The 19,538-nt window shown below is 37.5% G+C and carries 18 protein-coding genes; 15 read left to right on the forward strand and 3 right to left on the reverse strand.

Annotated features, from left to right (window positions below; genetic code table 11):
- Positions 1-145 precede the first annotated feature (145 nt).
- From MKY94_RS00625 to MKY94_RS00635, 3 genes are read left to right on the forward strand one after another with little or no spacing between them, the layout of a single operon-like run.
- On the forward strand, positions 146-1,312 hold the full coding sequence (locus MKY94_RS00625) for an exonuclease SbcCD subunit D (RefSeq protein ID WP_342577796.1): 1,167 nt from the start codon (positions 146-148) through the stop codon (positions 1,310-1,312).
- A complete protein-coding gene (locus MKY94_RS00630) occupies positions 1,309-4,389 on the forward strand; it encodes an SMC family ATPase (RefSeq protein ID WP_342577797.1) in 3,081 nt (1,026 codons plus the stop codon). The genes MKY94_RS00625 and MKY94_RS00630 overlap by 4 nt, the downstream gene beginning before the upstream one ends.
- A 12-nt stretch (positions 4,390-4,401) precedes the next feature.
- Positions 4,402-4,902, forward strand: coding sequence for a nucleoside deaminase (locus tag MKY94_RS00635; RefSeq protein ID WP_154311945.1), 501 nt, complete (start codon positions 4,402-4,404; stop codon positions 4,900-4,902).
- Positions 4,903-5,220: 318 nt separating this feature from the next.
- Here MKY94_RS00635 and MKY94_RS00640 read toward each other — a convergent pair whose 3' ends face one another.
- Positions 5,221-6,570 (reverse strand): M48 family metallopeptidase, encoded by a 1,350-nt coding sequence (locus MKY94_RS00640; protein ID WP_154311944.1) that lies wholly within the window; start codon positions 6,568-6,570, stop codon positions 5,221-5,223.
- A 122-nt stretch (positions 6,571-6,692) separates the two neighbouring features.
- On the opposite strand from MKY94_RS00640, the gene MKY94_RS00645 reads away from it, so the two are divergent.
- From MKY94_RS00645 to MKY94_RS00660, 4 genes are all read left to right on the forward strand, one after another.
- Entirely contained in the window at positions 6,693-7,520 is an 828-nt protein-coding gene (locus MKY94_RS00645) for an ABC transporter permease (RefSeq protein WP_144538283.1), read from the forward strand.
- A gap of 4 nt (positions 7,521-7,524) precedes the next feature.
- A complete protein-coding gene (locus tag MKY94_RS00650) occupies positions 7,525-8,304 on the forward strand; it encodes an ABC transporter ATP-binding protein (protein ID WP_144538284.1) in 780 nt (259 codons plus the stop codon).
- 12 nt (positions 8,305-8,316) lie between these two features.
- A complete protein-coding gene (locus MKY94_RS00655; protein ID WP_342577799.1) occupies positions 8,317-9,399 on the forward strand; it encodes an ABC transporter substrate-binding protein in 1,083 nt (360 codons plus the stop codon).
- 262 nt (positions 9,400-9,661) lie between these two features.
- Positions 9,662-10,108, forward strand: a complete 447-nt coding sequence (locus MKY94_RS00660; protein ID WP_144538286.1) for a YaiI/YqxD family protein — start codon at positions 9,662-9,664, stop codon at positions 10,106-10,108.
- A 2-nt stretch (positions 10,109-10,110) separates the two neighbouring features.
- On the opposite strand, the gene MKY94_RS00665 is transcribed toward MKY94_RS00660, so the two are convergent.
- Complete coding sequence (locus tag MKY94_RS00665; RefSeq protein ID WP_342577800.1) at positions 10,111-10,977, reverse strand: glycerophosphodiester phosphodiesterase family protein; 867 nt, start codon at positions 10,975-10,977, stop codon at positions 10,111-10,113.
- Between the two features lie 220 nt (positions 10,978-11,197).
- On the opposite strand from MKY94_RS00665, the gene ugpC reads away from it, so the two are divergent.
- The 7 genes from ugpC (at position 11,198) to MKY94_RS00700 (ending at position 18,360) form a co-directional block, all read left to right on the forward strand.
- The gene (gene ugpC / locus MKY94_RS00670; protein WP_144538288.1) at positions 11,198-12,328 is read left to right on the forward strand and encodes a sn-glycerol-3-phosphate ABC transporter ATP-binding protein UgpC; all 1,131 of its coding nucleotides are present in this window, start codon (positions 11,198-11,200) and stop codon (positions 12,326-12,328) included.
- A gap of 20 nt (positions 12,329-12,348) precedes the next feature.
- Positions 12,349-13,260, forward strand: a complete 912-nt coding sequence (locus MKY94_RS00675) for a sugar ABC transporter permease (RefSeq protein ID WP_144538572.1) — start codon at positions 12,349-12,351, stop codon at positions 13,258-13,260.
- Positions 13,257-14,069 carry a carbohydrate ABC transporter permease gene (locus MKY94_RS00680; protein ID WP_154311942.1) on the forward strand — a complete coding sequence of 271 codons (813 nt, stop codon included), beginning with the start codon at positions 13,257-13,259 and terminating at the stop codon, positions 14,067-14,069. The genes MKY94_RS00675 and MKY94_RS00680 overlap by 4 nt, the downstream gene beginning before the upstream one ends.
- Positions 14,070-14,103: 34 nt before the next feature.
- Positions 14,104-15,465 carry an ABC transporter substrate-binding protein gene (locus MKY94_RS00685; protein WP_151111800.1) on the forward strand — a complete coding sequence of 454 codons (1,362 nt, stop codon included), beginning with the start codon at positions 14,104-14,106 and terminating at the stop codon, positions 15,463-15,465.
- A gap of 126 nt (positions 15,466-15,591) precedes the next feature.
- Entirely contained in the window at positions 15,592-16,386 is a 795-nt protein-coding gene (locus tag MKY94_RS00690) for an endonuclease/exonuclease/phosphatase family protein (RefSeq protein ID WP_340843991.1), read from the forward strand.
- Between the two features lie 321 nt (positions 16,387-16,707).
- Positions 16,708-17,652, forward strand: a complete 945-nt coding sequence (locus tag MKY94_RS00695; RefSeq protein WP_151111798.1) for a rhodanese-related sulfurtransferase — start codon at positions 16,708-16,710, stop codon at positions 17,650-17,652.
- Between the two features lie 270 nt (positions 17,653-17,922).
- The gene (locus MKY94_RS00700) at positions 17,923-18,360 is read left to right on the forward strand and encodes a GNAT family N-acetyltransferase (protein ID WP_342577801.1); all 438 of its coding nucleotides are present in this window, start codon (positions 17,923-17,925) and stop codon (positions 18,358-18,360) included.
- A gap of 72 nt (positions 18,361-18,432) precedes the next feature.
- Here MKY94_RS00700 and MKY94_RS00705 read toward each other — a convergent pair whose 3' ends face one another.
- Positions 18,433-18,636, reverse strand: a complete 204-nt coding sequence (locus tag MKY94_RS00705) for a hypothetical protein (protein ID WP_144538294.1) — start codon at positions 18,634-18,636, stop codon at positions 18,433-18,435.
- A 250-nt stretch (positions 18,637-18,886) separates the two neighbouring features.
- Between MKY94_RS00705 and MKY94_RS00710 the strand changes: the two genes are divergently transcribed.
- Entirely contained in the window at positions 18,887-19,531 is a 645-nt protein-coding gene (locus MKY94_RS00710; protein WP_144538295.1) for an FMN-dependent NADH-azoreductase, read from the forward strand.
- The last annotated feature ends 7 nt before the right edge of the window (positions 19,532-19,538 follow it).

Consider the following 19,538-nt stretch of genomic DNA (forward strand, 5'->3'; position numbering starts at 1 on the left):
TAACATCCTCCTCTGGTCATAATCATAACATTTTTACTTTTTAACTTCATTAGGAAATCTTAGCAAGTTAATATAACCTGTTATTTATAAATGATAAAATAGATATAAATAAACATACTAACTTTTTATAGGAGGGTATTTTCTCTTGAAAATATTTCATACAGCAGACTGGCATTTAGGTAAATTAGTACAAGGTATCTATATGACCGAAGATCAGAGACTTGTGCTAGCCCAGTTTTTAAAAGCAATAGATGAAGAAAAACCAGATGTGGTGATTATAGCTGGTGATTTGTATGACCGAGCTGTGCCACCTTCTGATGCTGTAAATTTATTGAATGATATACTGGCTGATATCGTGTTAAAACATCAGACTCCTGTACTAAGCATCGCTGGAAATCATGACAGCCCAGGTCGTTTGAACTTTGGTAGCAACATTATGAAAGAAACTGGTTTACATATAGTGGGACAACTAACAAAAGAACTTACATCAGTGACAATAAATGATGACTATGGAGAAGTAGAGTTTCATCTAGTACCGTATATGGATCCTTCACAGGTTCGATTTATAATGGAGGATGAGACAATTACTAGTCATCAGCTAGCCATGAAAAAAATAGTGGAAGAAATAGAATTACAAATGGATTCTACTAAAAGACATGTATTAGTAGGACATGCCTTTGTTACACCTCAAGGACAAGAGGAGGAAAATACTAGTGAGTCAGAAAGACCACTAGCAATTGGAGGAGCCGAGTATGTCGACGCTTCTCTATTTAAGAACTTTCATTACACGGCATTAGGCCATCTTCATCAAGCACATTATGTGCAAAATGAAACCATTCAATACGCCGGATCACCTTTAAAATATTCAATATCGGAGGAACATCATAAAAAAGGTTTTTTAATAGTAGAACTTGATAAAGAGGGTAATTTAAAGGTAGAAAAGAGGCTGCTAATCCCTAACAGAGATATGCGTACAGTGGAAGGCTATTTAACTGACATTCTTCAGCACCCGACAAGTGAGGATTATATTTTTGTTAAGTTGCTAGACGATACACCAGTACTTTCGCCAATGGAGCAAATTCGAACTGTGTATCCTAATGCGATGCATGTAGAAAGAAAGGTATTTCAATCCATTGGATTAGGTAAAGCAGAAGAACAGAGAAGCCGCCATAAAATGGATGACTTTATGTTATTTGAATCCTTTTATGAGGAGATAAGGGGACAAGCTCCGGCAGAGGAAACTAAGGAGCTATTTAAGGGAGTGCTTTCCGGCTTAATGCTTGAAGAGAGAGAAGGAGGGAGCGGAGCATGAAGCCAATTCAATTGAAAATGACCGCATTCGGTCCTTATAAATTTACAGAAACCATTAACTTTTTGGATTTGAAGGACCATCGCCTATTTGTTATATCAGGAGCTACTGGAGCGGGAAAGACTACTATATTTGATGGCATAAGCTTTGCTCTATATGGCTCCGGAAGCGGGGAAGATAGAAAAGATACAAAAATGTTGCGAAGCGACTTTGCACTGGACAATACGCACACTTCTGTTGAATTGATTTTTGAAATATTTAATAGGAAATATCGTATTTTTAGACAGCTTCCTCATGTTAAAAAAGGAAATAAAAGCTCAACAGGTGAAAGATATGAGTTCTTTGAGATTAAGGAGACAGGAGAAGTACCTGTTGTCGAAAGACAAATAGTTTCAGAGATTAACAAAAAGGTTGAGGACATCATTGGACTTACGCAAGATCAATTCAGCCAAATCGTCATGCTTCCCCAGGGGGAATTTAGGAAACTGTTAACCTCTTCTACAGAAAACAAGGAAGCAATCCTTCGAAAAATTTTTAAAACCGAACCTTATAGAATGATTAATGAAAGGTTAAAAGAGAAAAAAGTAGTCGCTGAAGCTGAGCTTAAAAAAGAAGAAAGTACTCGCAATAGTTATTCCGAACAAATTGTGGCTTCGTTTCCGAAACGAGAATCTAGACTTTTTGAGTTACTGGAGGATGGTCAATTTAATATCTTCCAATTACAAGATGCCTTGCAGGAGGAGACTAAGTTTTACTGCCAAAAGATTAAAAAAGATGAAGTTTCCAGTGAGGAAGCATATGAAAATCAAATTGCCAAGCAGTCTGCATACTACAATGCTAAAAATACAAATATACAACTGGAAGAGCTAGAGTTCAAAGAGCAGAAGTTACAACAGCTTCTTGGGCAGGAGATTGCGTATGTAGAAGAAGGAAAAAGGTTAGAGGCTGCAGAGAGAGCAAGCTCAATAGAAGCAATCGAAAACTACTATAGAGAAACAGTGACGGAAGAAAATCTAAAGGCAAGCCTAATGGAGAAAGCAAAGGAAGAGCTAGCTTTAAAGGCTAATTTCTTTAGCCAAATGGAGAAAGAATTTCTTCAAGAATCAAACAGGAAACAAGAGCGAGAGCTAAGTGTAAAGGCTTTAATCCAGCTAAATGCTCTACTGCCATTAATGGAAGAGCTAGAGCAAAAGAAAACGCAATTAAAAGAAACTGACGATAGCCAAAATAAATTAAAAACACAGCTAGATTTAAAAATAGGCAAGTACCAGCAAGCTAAGGCAAGCATCCTTTTGTTGAAAGAGAAAAAAGAAGAACTAGAAGAGCGGGTCGATCTGTTAGATAACAAGGTTCAACAATATTCTCAGATTAAAGAGCATTATCAGCTAATGCAGGAATTTATACAGCAGGAGAAGACGTTTGAAGAATTGAAGCGTCTAGAAGAAACGGAAGAAAAAGTATTTCTGGAAGCCAAGCTAACACTTCAACATGAAGAGGAGAAATGGCTAACTAGCCAAGCAAGTATTCTGGCCTCTAAGCTCGTTGACGGGGAAGCTTGTCCTGTGTGTGGCAGTACCGAACATAAGCCAACTAGTATGCGAATTCATGAAGATATATTAAACGATGTCCAAATGCAAATGCTTAAAGGTAATTTAACCCAAAAGGAAACTAGCTTTTTAACCGTCCGTACCAAAAGAGAACATGCTCAGAAAAATGTAGAAAAAATATTAGAGCAATTAGAAGAGCTTCAATTATCTATTTTAGAAATAGAGCAAGTGAAGCTAGATGTTGAAAAGCTAGAAATAGAAATAGGAGAGCTACGTTCCGATAAAGTAAACCTAAATTCCTTAAAAGAAGCATACAAAAAGAACTTAGAACAAATAGAGCAATTAGAAGATGAGAAAAATAATATAGAAAAATTATACCTTCAGATAAAAGGTGAATATGAGCAGGTAAAAGCAGTAGTAGATTCAAAACAGAGTTCTATTCCAAGTACAGTGGCTAATTTAGACGACCTACAGGACCAAATTGGAGCGGCTAAAAGACTTAAGGAGCAGCTAGAAGATACGTGGGAGCAAGTGCAAAAGAAATATAAAGAAGCTGAGGATTCGAATACGAAAGCTGAGTTGAAGCTCGAGCATGCCATTCAATCTGCGAAGGAAGCCATACGCAAGAAAGAGAAGGCCGATCACCAGTTCAAAGAAGCATTATCTAAGGCGGGCTTTGAGACGACAAGAGCTTATGAGGAAGCAAAAATGGGTGAACGTGACCGAGAGACACTAAAGGAACGCTGTGAAGCTTACAAACAGGCAGTACATACCTTTACTGAGCAAGTTAAGGATGGGCAGAAGAAGCTTGAAGGTAAAAGTAAGGCTGATTTAAAGTTACTTGAAGAGGAGCTAACTCACCATAAAAATGCATACGAATCAGCGTTAAACACTCTAAACAGTACAAAGGAATACGTAAAAGCTGGAACAGAAATACAAGAAAAATTATCATTATCTAGCGAGCGTATAGCCAAATTAGAGCAACAAGTAGGTCATATCCTCGATTTGTATGATTTGCTTAGAGGGCAAAATCCTTTAAAGATCTCATTTGAACGATATATACAAATTGAGTACTTAGAGCAAATCATTCATGCAGCCAATGAGAGGCTGAAGTTTTTATCGAATGGCCAGTACCAACTAATGAGAAGCGATAGACAGGAAACCCATGGGAAACAAAGTGGGCTTGGATTAGATGTATATGATGCCTATACCGGTCAAATTCGTGATGTAAAAACATTCTCAGGAGGAGAAAAGTTTAATGCCTCCCTATGCCTTGCTCTCGGTATGTCGGACGTCATCCAGGGTTATCGTGGAAGTGTAAGGATTGAAACGATGTTTATCGACGAAGGCTTTGGTTCTCTAGACGAGGAATCATTAAATAACGCAATAGATACACTAGTAGACCTTCAGAAATCTGGACGAATGGTTGGTGTAATTTCTCATGTTAGTGAGCTTAAGTCGGCCATTCCTGCGATTCTTGAAGTGGAAAAGCTAAAAGAAGGCTACAGCCAAACAAAATTTGTGATTAAGTAACGGGGGAGCACCATGGACATAGATCGACACTTCTTAGAGATGGCATTAGAGGAAGCAGAAAAAGCTTTAGAGGAGAATACCTATCCAGTTGGTTCAGTTATTGTAGATGAACATTTTAACCTCATTGCAAAAGGCAGAAACAGAGTGCATCCAAGTCAGGATATTACGGCACATGCTGAGATTGAAGCCATACGAAACGCAGGATCAGCAATGTTTGATGCTAAAATAAAAAACAAGAAGTTTACGCTTTATAGCTCACTCGAGCCCTGCCCGATGTGTACGGGAGGAATATTGTTTGCTAAAATCCAGCGGGTAGTATGGCTACTAAATGATGACGAGGGATTCGGAGGATATAAGAGGCTAAGGGACACCTCCATCTTCCTAGAAAAATTTGACCGCATTGAAGTGATAGAAGAACCGTTTGAGGATCTAAAGCAAAGACAAATGATATTAATGAATAGCTGGAAGACAAACATTAATAATGTAACATCATTACGTAATAATTTGTCATAGAAGGAAAAAGAGCTCCAAGCGCTTTAGTTCTGGAGGAAATGATGGTGGCTTATCGCTCACCCCACGGAAAGCGTCCGCTAGAGCGGAAATCTATCATATTTGATTACTTAGCTTTTATTATTATTTATTAGTTGAAGAAAGAATATGGATGGCTTTACTCATAAAATTACCGAAAAAGGTGTCTGGTCATATCACGACCAGACACCTTAAATTTAGACGATAATGTTATAGAATAAGACTGTTTCAACTTAAGGCTTTTAAAGTTGCTTTTGTATTTCTCCTATTTCCAGTAGCGCCCTTTAATGGTCTACTATAAAATTATTCTGGGATTAACCCTTTTACTGTATCTGCGAATTGTTCCTCACTAACCCCTAGAATATTAGTCCCAGAGTATCCTTCTGGATCAATCTTAGTAGGATCGGCTCCATACACATGTAATAAGGCTGCCAATTCGTAGTTATCTTCATAAAAAGAAGCAGTGAGAGCGTTTGAATAGAGATCCTCTGTATTAGCGTTAGCTCCAGCTTCGAGTAAAATATATGCTAACCTAGTATCGTTTGCATATACTGCATGATGTAAAGCTGTTGTTTCTTCTGCATCTCGTTCCTCTAAATCAACTCCACTGGCCACAAGCTCCTGAACCGTTATATAATCGCCATTCACAACAGCTTCCATTAAAGGAGTCATATTAAGGGATTCCATTGGTAATGGTGCGGAGGATGCGTCAACTGTTGACTCCTCTGAAACAGAAGTATTTAATGCTGCTTCATTCTCAAAAAAATCTTCAGGGAAAATACTAGCATAGGTTAGAGATCCTGCTAGAACTATAGCTATGATTCCAAAATAACCAATGAAGAAAATACCAAACAGGGCACCAACTCCAAGAGCTATTTTGTTTGCGTTAGGATAATAGGTAGGAGTTCCTTCTACCTGCATAAAATGCCCGACTGCTTGGACTCTTTTAGGAGTTGTTGGATGGGAAGAAAGTATTTCACCAAGCCATGTAATTACGTTAGACTCCGTCGAAATTTGTTCTAAATATGCATCCTCATTTACTTCTTTATAAAGTTCCTTTCCAATACTCAAAATGGTCAGTCCACGCTTAGCTGCTGCCCCGTCTTGGATGAAATAAGCTGCTTGGCGGTCGCATGTATACTCACAAGCACGGCTATAAGCTTGTGATAGAAATGGAAGTAATCGAGCTGGCATGATTAAAATGTTTTTCCATATATGATTTCGTTTAATATGTGTAAGCTCATGGGCGATGATAAAATCAAGCTCTGCTTCGCCCTGCTCTCTAGCCAGCTCAAAAACTTCTGAATATAGAACAACCATATTTTTTCCTAAAAAGCGTGTTGCAAATGCGTTAAATGCCCCCTCTGAATGAACCACAAATATATCCGGTACACGTTTTAGTTTCATATCGTGAGACATACGTGTTATGCGTTCATACACATCAGGAAATTGCCTTTCACTAATTCGAATTCCATTTGCCCTAACATAGCCGAGGTGCATAATAAGTGCATATGTACTGATTAAAAACAAGACTACAAAAATAGCAATCCCAAAAATAGTTGCTATAGCTATAACATAAATTAGCAGACTAAATAGGATACATAAAATAAAATATGGCAATTCTCGGTTAGATCTTAACTGTTTGTCTGTCATATTCTTCCTCCTTTTAATGATATTAAATTAACAAATTCTACAATTTAAGTCAATTTTCATTATAGGCTCTTTCACACATTTTCGCCATTCGACATATTATTTTTAGAAAGAGGTGGTGAAAGATGCGCGATGAAAAAGGGCTTGTAGACAGGGATTACGAGCCTTATGAAACGGAACAAAAGGAATGGAAAAAGCAACAACTAAGAGAACGAGGTAAGCAACTTTTAACAATTACTTCACCAATACTCATCTTAATCCTTTGGGAGGTTTTTTCGCGAACGGGAATTTTAGATATTCGCTTTTTCCCTCCTCCTTCAGCCATAGTATCGACATTTTTTGAACTAGCTACAAACGGGATGCTCTGGACCCATGTATCAGTTTCGCTCTATAGAATTGCGATGGGTTTCCTGCTTGGTGTCATTCCTGGAGTGGTCATCGGGTTGTTAATGGGATTGTATGCACCTATTCGACATTTTATATCTCCAATTGTCATGGCTTTTATGCCAATTCCTACTCTCGCTTTAATGCCAATTATCATTATTCTTTTTGGTATTGGAGACTTCTCTAAAGTAGTAACAATTGCTGGAAGTGTATTTTTTCCTGTTGTTATTAATACAGTTGCTGGTGTGTTGAACATAGACCAAGTACATTTGGACGTAGCTAAAAATTATGGGGCAAGTCCAAAGAACTTCTTCGTAAAAATTGCTTTTCCTGGAGCCTTGCCCGTGATGCTAGAGGGCATTCAAATGGGGCAGGCAATCGCATTATTAACCATCGTTGCAGCAGAAATGATGGGAGCTACATCCGGTATTGGATTTTTAATATGGACCTCTTATAAGGCATTCATGTTAAAAGAAATGTTCGTTGGTTTAGTACTCATTTCTTTTTTTGGGTTTTTATTTTCCCTTCTCCTGCGTGGACTGCAAAAGAGAATCGTACCATGGAGGTGAGTAAATGAGTAGCAAAGTAAAAATATCGATTGATAACATGACTAAGGTTTTCTATAAAAAAAATAACAGTGTCACGGCTATAAAGAACATTTCCCTTCAAGTAAATGAAGGGGAATTCATCTGTTTAGTTGGACCAAGTGGGTGTGGAAAGACAACTCTTCTACGAATTCTTGCTGGACTTGAAACACCGAGCTCTGGATCTTTTTCAATTGATGCAGAGGCAGGCAACCGTCCTCTACAATCCATGGTTTTTCAAGAAAAAGGAGTTATTCCGTGGCTGACAGTTGAAGAAAACGTCGCCTTTGGATTAAAAATGAGGCATCTACCTCAGGAGTTTGTAAAGAAGCAAACTGACTATTACTTAAAAAAGGTAGGATTAATTAACTTTTCAACGCTTTATCCAAAGGAGCTTTCTGGAGGAATGAAGCAAAGGATTAGTATCGCTAGGGCTTTTGCCAATGACCCAGAAATACTTTTAATGGATGAACCATTTGCTGCTTTAGATGAACAGAACAAATTTATACTGCAGGAAGAATTATTATCTATCTGGTCTGAAAATAAAAAAACCGTTTTATTTATCACTCATAGCATTGACGAGGCATTGTTACTGAGTGATCGGATAGTATTATTAAGCTCTCATCCAGGTGAGATTGTTAGAGAGATAAAAGTTCCTATGCCAAGACCACGTACGATGGAGCAGGTTAGGGCAAATGCAGAGATGGCTGAACAATTTATATCTATATGGAATCATTTACAGCAAGAAGTTCAAAAATCGAGAAAATAAAGGAGGAAAGTTGTGAAGAAACGCTGGTTCATACTATTTGCGTCCACTATTCTATTACTTGGTGCTTGTAGTTCGAAGGAAAAAGAAAGTTCTGGCAGCAGTGACGATCAAGTCAGTAAGGATAACCCATCTGGAGATTTAGCTCCACTGGATAAAAAAGCGAAAGTAATTATAGCCGAGGATGGTGCTGCCTCAGGAGCAGGCTTTTACATTGCCAAGGAGAAAGGTTACTTTGAGGACTACAATATTGAAGTAGAATTTGCCCAATTTGCAAATAGTGATGAGATGCTTCCTGCCCTTGCTTCGGGGGACGTAGATATCGCTGGTGGAGTTTCTACTGCTTCATTTTTTAATGCCATTGCGCAGGGAATTGATGTGAAAATTATTGCAGATAAGGGTCATAACGTCCCAGGTAAATCGTATTTCACTTTCGTCATTGGAAACCATATGAAGGACGTCATCAAGGAGTATAAGGATTTTGAAGGAAAGCGTATTGCCGTTTCCTCCAAAAACTCGATCGATGAATATATTTATCTAGAAATGCTGAAGCACGCAGGTTTGACGCAGGAAGATGTGGAATTTGTACTGCTTGGTGATTTCGGGAGCATGCTTGGTGCCATTGAAAATGGATCTATAGATGCTGCACTTCAAATTGAACCATTAATCACGCAGGGAATTGAAAATGGATTCCATGAGCGTTTTGGAGATGCAACGGATTATGCACCGGAATCTCAAATAGCGATGGTTTTAGGATCTCCTCAATTTATGAGTGAGGAACAAGATGTATCCCTTCGATTCATGGCTGCTTATCTAAAAGGAGTTCGTGATTATAATGATGCCTTTATAAAAGGGGAAGGAAAAGCGGAAATCATTGAAATCATGACAAAGCATACTTCCTTAAAGGACCCTGCATTATGGGAAAAGGTATTTGTCACAGGCTTAGACCCTGATGGTAAAATGTTTTTAGATGACGTTGTTAAGCAATATGATGCATACAAAGAAAATGGTGCAATTAGTGGAGATGTAGACTTTGATAAAGCAGTAGATACCTCCATCACAGAAAAAGCAGTAGAAATACTTGGTGAATATAAATAAATCCAATCGACAAAAGGTATGGAGATATACTTCTTCATACCTTTTTAACTTAAAAAGAATTGTAATGCTTTTTCTACTTTAAGATATAAAAAGCCTGCTTGCCCAAGGAAGTGGAGAGTTTCTGTAAAAGCAAAAATCAGAAATTTTGCAAGTAGATTCTAGCGTTTTTTTATAAGCTAAGCTAGAAGCGTTGTTTCCTAAATTCATAAAAATGCTCATTTAGTATACAATGAGGGATAAATAGCTGATAGGGGTGCTCGACATGGTGAATGTACTAGTGGATGCAGATGGTTGTCCAGTAGTGGACTTAACGATAGATATAGCAAAACAGTTCAATTTGAAGGTAACGTTATTATGTGACACTGCACATTATATGCAAAGAGAAGGAGCAGAAACAGTCATGGTTTCTAAAGGTGCGGATGCGGTGGATTTTGTACTTGTAAATAAAGTAAAAAAGGGCGACATTGTTGTCACCCAGGATTATGGATTAGCAGCGATGGTTCTAGCTAAGCAAGGCTTTGCGATAGACCAAAATGGAAGATGGTTTACACCAGAAAACATAGATCAGCTGTTAGATAGTAGACATATATCTAAAAAAATCAGACAAGCAGGTGGTCGAACGAAGGGACCACGGAAACGTCAAAGAGAAGATAATGAAAAGTTTGAAATACATTTTAAGCGAATTTGTGAGCACGCTTTAAAGCAATAGATTTAATCCTCGGTATTTTGTAAAATGTCTATTGCTATATTGGGAGCATCTGCGAAAATACCATCAGCCTTGTAAATCAAGGCTTTTTTTATGTCTGCTTCACTTTTAAGGGAAAACAGATGAACCTTTAACCCATTTTCCTGGGCTTCATGAATAAAGGTACCGTCCACGGCATTCACGTTTACACCTATGCCGCTAGCATAGATGTTTAAGCTTTTAATCTCTTGGTTAGTTAGCTCTGCTTTCTCCTTATAGCTGAGCAATTGAATAAGGGAGATACTTGGCTCCAGCTCATGAAACTCTATTAAACTAGCACGATTAAAGGATTGAACAATCACTTTTGGTATTTCTGATTGGTGATTTAGCAAGTTATATTCCTCTAACATAGCAAGCAATTCTTCTTCCATGTCCTCATATATTTTGGGGGACTTCATTTCAATATAATAGTTTACTCTATCCCCAAAATTCTCAAATATTTCTCTTAGTGTGGGAACTCGAACCTTTTCATACACATCGTTAGCGAATTCTGGATACGCATCATTAAACCACTTTCCTGCATTCAATTCTTTTAATTCTTCTAATGTGAAATCCTTTACTAAACCTTCCCCATCTGTGGTTCGGTCCACTTTTTCGTCATGCATGGCTATTAGTGCGCCATCCTTGGTCATTTGTAGGTCAATTTCAATATAGGTCGCACCTAGTTGCTCAGCAACCTCGTAAGCTACCATTGTATGCTCTGGTGCATAGGTGGATGCCCCTCTATGCGCGATGACAAAAAACTCATCTGAAGCAATAGGTGTTACTTCGCTCCCTTTACATCCGCCAATGAGCACAATGAAAATCAATAAAATTAAACTACTTTTGCGCATAAATATGTCCTCCAAAGGTGTAAACTTTTTATCTAAAAGTAAATATTCTGTAAAAATTGTAAATTTCTTTACTTTAGAATATTCGGTTTAGTAATATAGTTATGAAAAGATAACATAACTATGGAAGCTGAATAGAATCATTTTTTGCTAGCTTTCATAGTAAACTCTATAAACCTAATGTTTATAGTTACATAATTGAATAGAGGATGGGGGAAATCTTTTGAAGCGAGTAGAACTGATTGACATCTCTAAGTCGTATGACAAACAATCTAGCGTTATCTCTAATATTAACGTAACGATTGAACCAGGGGAATTCTTTGTACTTGTTGGGCCATCGGGGTGTGGAAAAAGTACAATGCTACGAATGATCGCAGGGCTAGAAGAGATAACAGGAGGAGTGCTCAAAATTGGTGAGCAGGAAGTGAATGATTTACCTCCAAGTAAGCGTGATTTGTCCATGGTATTTCAAAATTACGCCTTATATCCTCATCTTACTGTGGAGGAAAATATTCAGTTTGGTTTGCACGTAAAGAAAATTTCTAAAGAAGAACGGGCTAATCGAACAAAGGAAGTTGCTCAGATGCTTGGACTTTCTGATTACTTAAAGCGCAAGCCGAGAGAGCTTTCAGGAGGGCAAAGACAACGCGTTGCTCTTGCTCGAGCTATCGTAAACCAAGCACCAATTTGCTTAATGGATGAACCATTATCCAACTTAGATGCGAAGCTTCGCGCACATATGAGATCGGAAATAAGACAGATTCAACGCAGACTTGGAATTACAATGATCTATGTAACACATGACCAAATTGAGGCGATGACTATGGGTGATCGCATTATGATTCTGCATGAAGGATCCATTCAACAGATAGGCAAGCCAATTGATATTTATAATAATCCAGCTAATCCATTTGTAGCTACTTTTATTGGTTCACCACCAATGAATATTGCCGAAGGCGTTGGAAGTAAAGAGAAGCACGCTATTGTATTGAATGATTTAATTACTATCCCAGTGCCTGCCGAGGACGCACATTACCTCACAGACAATGTAATTGTTGGCATCCGTCCGGAACATATTAAAGCCGCAACTAAGGAATCAACTATTGAGGAAAAAGTAGTTGTCGAAATTGTAAATGTCGAGATTTTAGGAAATGAAACGGTGTTTTCATTTTTATTGAATGATCAGCAATGGCAAGTAAAATGGAGCGGCCAATGGCAAATAGCTGTAGGTGATAAAATTCCAGTAATTATGAATTATGATTCCTTTTGTTTCTTTGATAGCGTGACGAAGGAGATTATTAAAAAACCTTCTGATGTAGAAAACCATGTATTTGGTAAAGAGGTATTCGTATGACAGTAGTGAAATCGAAGCATATGACAGCCGCTAAATCTAAGCAAAAGAAAAGCATTTGGAAGCGTTCATTGGATGCCCGGACTGCTCTCCTATATTTATTGCCATCTATTATTTTATTTTCCGTGTTTGTTTTTTATCCGATGTTTCGAACAATTTATTTAAGCTTTTTCTTAACCAATCAAGCAGGAGAGGCTGCAGTATTTGTTGGTCTTGAAAATTATGCGTATTTGCTTGAATCGTCAGCATTTCTAAATAGTATAAAGGCCACATTCCTATTTGTATTGTATACAGTTCCTACAGGAATTATTATAGCGCTAGGGCTCGCACTCCTTGCCAATGAAAAGCTAAAAGGAATTGGGTTCTTCCGTACGATCTATGCTTCTACTATGGGAGTTTCTGTGGCAGCATCTTCTGTTGTATGGTTATTCCTGTTCCATCCGAGTATTGGAATGTTCAATAAAGTGCTTGCCATTTTAAATCTTCCACAAGTTGAATGGCTGCTAGACCCGACATGGGCATTGCTATCTGTGTCATTGACTACTATATGGTTGAACACAGGCTTCTGCTTTCTGATATTGCTAGGAGGACTACAAAATATTGATGAGCACTTATATGAAAGTGCACGTATTGACGGAGCAAGCTATTGGTATCGTTTGAGAAGAATAACTATCCCGATGTTATCTCCTACCTTGTTTTTTATCATTACGATCTCACTCATTAATGCATTTCAAACGTTTGGACAGGTGGATATTTTAACGAAGGGTGGACCTTCCCAATCTACTAATCTTATAGTGTATTCCATTTATCGAGAGGCATTTGTTAACTACCAATTCGGTACAGCAAGTGCGCAGGCAGTGTTCTTGTTTGTATGTATTTTAATCGTTACGATATTACAGTTTAAGCTAGGGGAAAAGAAGGTGCATTACCAATGAGAATATTTAAGCGCTCGGTCGTTTATTTTTTATTGATCATTACTGCCCTTATTATGTTTTTCCCAATTATCTATGCCTTAATGGTAAGCTTCATGACTGGAGGAGAAATTTTACAGGGAAAATTCCTCCCTTCTACCTTTAGCTTTGATAATTATGTGAAGGTGTTTGATCGCCTGCCTTTGTTAAATTATTTGATCAACAGCTTTATAGTTTCGTTTGGGGTCATGCTAGGGCAGCTAGTTGTTTGTAGTTTAGCAGCCTATGCATTTGTTTTTATCCCATTTAAAGGAAGGGACTTTGTATTCTTCCTGTTTATCTCCACAATGATGATACCTTGGGAAGCGACGATGATACCAAATTTCTTTACCATTCAAAATCTGAATTGGATTAACACATATCAAGGTATGACACTACCGTTCTTTGCATTAGCATTCGGGACATTTTTACTCAGACAGCACTTCAAAACAATACCGAAGGAGCTACACGAGGCTGCTCAAATTGCAGGACTGAGCCGATTCGCTTTTTTCATTCGTGTGATTCTACCAGTTTCTAAAACTAGTTTAGTAACACTAGGAGCATATGGGTTCTTAACAACATGGAATATGTATTTATGGCCGCTGTTAGTTACAACCAATAACTCCGTTCGAACGGTACAAATTGGTTTGAAGCAGCTTCAGTCGCAAGAGGTTGCAACAGAATGGGGGGTGGTGATGGCAGGGGTAATCGTAGTTATTATTCCAACACTACTACTATTGTTTTTAGGTCAAAAGCAATTGCAAAAGGGGTTAACGCAAGGGGCTTTAAAATAACAGTTGTTCCAAACTAAAAAAAGAGGTGTATGAAATGGGAAAGAAGTTTAAGTTTACGTGGTTGTTCATGATTTTATTAGGTATTCTAGCATTAGCTGCCTGTACAAATAGTGATGAGGGATCGTCAACAGAACCTGTGCAAAAAAGCGATGAAGATGTTGAAAAATCAGAAGAAGGTAAAACAGTCATTTCCTTCTGGCATGCTATGTCAGGATCAGGGCAGACTGCTCTAGACAGTCTTGTCGCAGACTTTAATGCATCACAGGATGACTATGAAGTTAAGGCAGAATTCCAAGGATCTTATGAAGAATCATTAACTAAGCTTCGTAGTGTTGGTGGTACTGCAGATGCTCCAGCCATAACGCAGGTGTTTGAGGTAGGGACTAAATATATGATTGAAAGTGGATTCATCGAGCCAATGCAAAAATTTATCGATGAAGATAACTATGATTTGTCTCAATTAGAGGAAAACATTTTAAATTATTATTCTTTAGATGGAGAATTATACTCTATGCCGTTTAACTCTTCTACACCGGTAATGCTTTATAACAAGGATGCTTTCAAGGAAGCTGGCTTAGATCCTGAAAATCCTCCTAAAACTTTCCAAGAGGTAATTGATGCAGCTGCTAAGCTTAAAACAGATGAAATGAAGGGCTTCTCTATGCTGACATACGGCTGGTTCTTCGAGCAGCTAGTAGCGACACAAGGTGGACTGTATGTAAATGAAGAAAATGGTCGCGCAGGTGACGCAACCGAAGCAGTTTTCAACGGAGAAGAGGGTCAACGTGTATTTGAATTCCTAAATACAATGAATAAAGCTGGCACATTTGGTAACTTCGGAACGAACTGGGATGACATCCGAGCTGCCTTCCAATCAGGGAAAGTGGCTATGTATATGGATTCTTCCGCAGGTGTACGTGGAATCATTGATAACGCACCATTTGAAGTAGGGGCAGCATACATTCCTTATGCAGATGAAGTAGATCGTAAAGGTGTTGTAATCGGAGGAGCATCTCTATGGATGTCTAAGGGAATCGCAGAAATTGAGCAAAAAGCGGCCTGGGAATTCATGAAATATCTAACTACTCCAGAGGTCCAAGCAAAATGGCATTTAGATACAGGTTACTTTGCGATCAACCCATCCGCATATGAAGAAGACATCGTAAAAAAAGCTTGGGAAGAGATGCCACAGTTAAAAGTAACGGTGGAGCAGCTTCAAAGCACGGAGCCTTCTATTGCTACTCAGGGAGCTTTAATCTCGGTTTTCCCAGAATCTCGTCAGCAAATCGTCACAGCTTTAGAGAATCTATACCAAGGGATGGATCCTAAAGAAGCGCTAGATGCAGCTGCAGAAGGAACTAATCGTGCAATCGATATAGCAAACAAAACAAAATAATAAGAAAACAAGCAGAGAGCAAAGGCTTTCTGCTTGTTTTATGGTTAAAGAGAGAATCAACTTAAGTCTAAACGAAGACATTCCTTTAAAAGTGACAGCCAAATACAAAATACCATAGGAGAAGTAATGAGAATAGCGACCTTTAATATTTGGAATAAGCAAGTAATGTGGAAGGACCGATTAATAGCAATTTGTGAAGAAATAAAAAAAGTAAATCCTGATATTATTTCTTTACAGGAAGTAAAGGCGTGCATTGAAGAAGGTGAGAATTTAAATGTCGCTCAATATATAGCAAACACTACCGGATATCCATATGGTATTTTTAACGAATATCCTGATTCTCCAGATGAAGGACTAGCTATCTTGAGTAAATATCCAATAAGTAGTGAAGATGTAATTTGGAGCAAAAATATTAAGGAAACAAATTACTGTGCAAATAGAATTACTTTCAAATATGGATCCTACGAATTTGGAATAACAAATGTTCATTTAAATTGGAAATCTACTATAGTAAGAGAAGAACAGATTAGAGCGGTACATGAATGGATTTTAGAGGACAATAAATCATACGAGGTTCTTTGCGGAGATTTTAATGATGAACCTAATTCAAGTATTCATCAATACCTAACTAATAATAAATGGATAGATGCAGCACAGCTAAATGAAGAAATAAATAATATTAAAGCTCAGCCTACTTTAGACTATATAAATAATCCAAACATAAAAAACGAATCAAGTTTAACCATACAAGCTCGATATGACTGGATTTTATTAAAGCTACATAAGAATTTGAAACTACCATCTATAAGTGTGGAAGTGTTTGGGAATAATCCAACTGCCAAAGCACAAATATTACCTAGCGACCACTATGGAGTGGTATTAGATATTATAAATGTTAATGAAAGAATGAAAAATCCATGAAAACAAGTAAAAGAATCCCGTTTGGAACCAGCGAGTATAGACTTATGACCGGATAGATTTTTTTATGACCGTTCGGAAAGGATTTATGACCGGATAGAAATATTTATGACCGTTCAGCAAGGATTTATGACCGGATAAAATTATTTATGACCGTTCACCAAGTTTCTTGGAAATTTTGTCGAGCGAACTTGAGATTCAAGCCTGTAGCATTACATGGAAAACTCCTCGTGGTCAAATTTTGATAAAACTAACTATTTAACTTCTCACATTAAATTTGTTATGATAAATTGATGGACAAAATTTAAAAAGGTGGAGTAAAAAATGGACACAAATGCATACAGAGTATTACTTTACTACAAATATGTCCCGATTGAAGATCCAGTAATATTTGCACAAGAGCATCTTGCTGCATGTAAGGAAATTGGGTTAAAAGGGCGTATTTTAGTATCGAACGAAGGTATTAACGGAACTTGTTCCGGAACAATTGAACAAACAGACGCATACATGGACATGATGAAAGCGGACAATCGTTTCGCGGATATGGTGTTTAAAATAGATGAAGCGGATGGACATGCATTCAAAAAAATGCACGTTCGACCTAAGCGTGAAATTGTTCATTTAGGATTAGAGGAAGACATCAATCCTAATGAATTAACAGGAAAATATTTGTCTCCAAAAGAATTTTATGAGCAAATGCAAGCAGAAGATACAATAGTGATAGATGCTCGTAATGATTATGAGTTTGACTTAGGTCATTTCCGTGGGGCAATTCGTCCGGATATTCGTAACTTCCGTGATCTTCCTGAATGGATTCATGACAATAAGGAATTGTTTGAAGGCAAAAAGGTATTAACATATTGCACCGGCGGAATTCGTTGTGAAAAATTCTCTGGCTGGTTAGTAAGAGAAGGATTTGAAGACGTTGCTCAATTACACGGCGGTATTGCTACCTATGGTAAAGACCCAGAGGTTCGTGGTCAGCTGTGGGATGGCCAAATGTACGTTTTTGATGAGCGTATAGCTGTGCCGATTAACCAAGTCGAGCATGTAGTGGTAGGGAAAGATCATTTCACTGGAGAACCTTGCGAGCGATATGTAAACTGTGCAAATCCAGACTGTAATGACAAAATTCTTTGTTCTGAAGAAAATGAACACAAATATCTTCGTAGCTGTTCACATGAGTGTCGTGTGCACCCAAGAAATCGCTATATTGTAGAACATAATTTAACTGAAGAAGAAGTAGAAGCTAGATTAGCTGCTATTTAACATAATTTTTAATCAACCATGCTATTTAATTAGCATGGTTTTTTTATTATATTTCATTTTTAGAGCAAGAAAGAATGTGTAAACATATTGTCTCCATTATAATGCGAAACATATGGAAAAACTGTACAAGAGGATTCACCATTGATGTATAATCTGTGACTGTATAATATAGTAGGAAACAAAATATAATAATAGGTATAAAGGGGTTTAGTGGTCTTATCTAGAAAGATACTAGGAGTTCGTTTTTTATAATAGAATGGAGGAACGTATATGGCAATCGAAGTGAGAAGAATTTCTGATTTGAAAGAGGTCGACGTATCCAAGCTAATTGAAGAAAGCGAAAAAGAAGGGTATCGTTTTGTTTCCAGACTGGCATCTGAATATGAGGATGGTACAAACAGATTTAGTGAACAGGGAGAAGCACTGTATGGTGCTTGGGAAGCAGAAGAGCTAGTTGCGATTGGTGGCCTGAATCGTGATATCTTGGGATCAGACTCTGCTAGATTACACCGATTTTATACTTTGCCTGATTACCGAAGAAAGGGAATCGGGAGTGAGCTATTTAAAGTAATTTTAGAAGACGCAAAAGGCCAATTCAATGAAATCACTACTAAAACCGAATCAACAAAAGCTGATGCTTTTTATCGGGCAAACGGCTTTATATTTGACCGAAGATCTCCGGACACAACTCATGTAATAGGATTATAATAACTCAAACCAATTATGGTGCTCTTTGTGAAGGTATTTACAAGGAGCACCTTTTCTATTTATTAACTCCATTTATTCCTCCAGCTGTTTTCCTTCTCGTATAGCTTTTCGCTCCAAAAGCATAAAAGCTTCATTTTCTAAACGCAAAAGCTCTATCTCTAATTCCTTTTGCTTATGCTGCTGTTGTTTTACTGTTACGTAGCCTCCAATAGCAATTACGCTAAGCAAGGATAAGCCAATAGCAGAAAAAATAAATATAGCAATAATATCCTCCAAGCATGGCACCTCCCTTTGTATAAATAGTATAACAAATACAGGAATAGTTAAAGTTTCCAAATGGATGAAAAATAAGAATAATTTATTTGGTATAGCTGCAAATATTCTGGAGAAATCTATTGTAATGATCAAATAACTAACATGAGCTAACTTTTTGACAGTCACCTTATATTAATATAATATAGAGAAGTCTCGAAAGTGAGATAAATAAAACCTAAAAAAACATATAGATATATAGAGGAGTTTTAAAATGAACGTATTAGTAGTAAAAGCAAATAATCGTCCAGCAACAGAGGCAATTTCAAGTAAAATGTATGAAACATTCATGGCTGAGCTTGAAGGTAAAGACGTAAACGTAACTGTTTATGACGTATATGAAGAAGACACTCCATACTTTGGACAAGATCTTTTCAATGCTTTCGGTAAAGTACAAAATGGTGGAGAGTTAACTGATGTTGAATCTCGCTTGTTATCAGCTAAACAAAAAGCAATGGATTTATTAACTGCTGCAGATGTTGTAGTATTTGCATTCCCATTATGGAATCTAACTATTCCAGCTAAATTACAAACTTTCATTGATTATGTATATGCTGCAGGCTTTGCATTTAAATATGATGCGCAAGGCAACATGATTCAATTGATGACAGATAAAAAAGCAATCTTCCTAAACGCTCGCGGTGGTATTTACTCTACACCTGAGGCAGCACCAATGGAAATGGCTGTAAACTACATGCGCGCAGTATTTGGTGGAGTTTTCGGTATGCAAATTATTGATGAAGTAATTATTGAAGGACATAACGCAATGCCTGATAAAGCACAAGAAATCATTTCTTCAGGTATGGAAGAAGTAAAAGCTTCTGCTCAACGTTTAGTAGACTTAGCAGTTAAAGCCTAATTAATTA

Origin of the sequence: Psychrobacillus sp. FSL K6-2843 (assembly GCF_038626375.1) — a bacterium.
In the GTDB taxonomy this organism is placed as follows: domain Bacteria; phylum Bacillota; class Bacilli; order Bacillales_A; family Planococcaceae; genus Psychrobacillus; species Psychrobacillus faecigallinarum.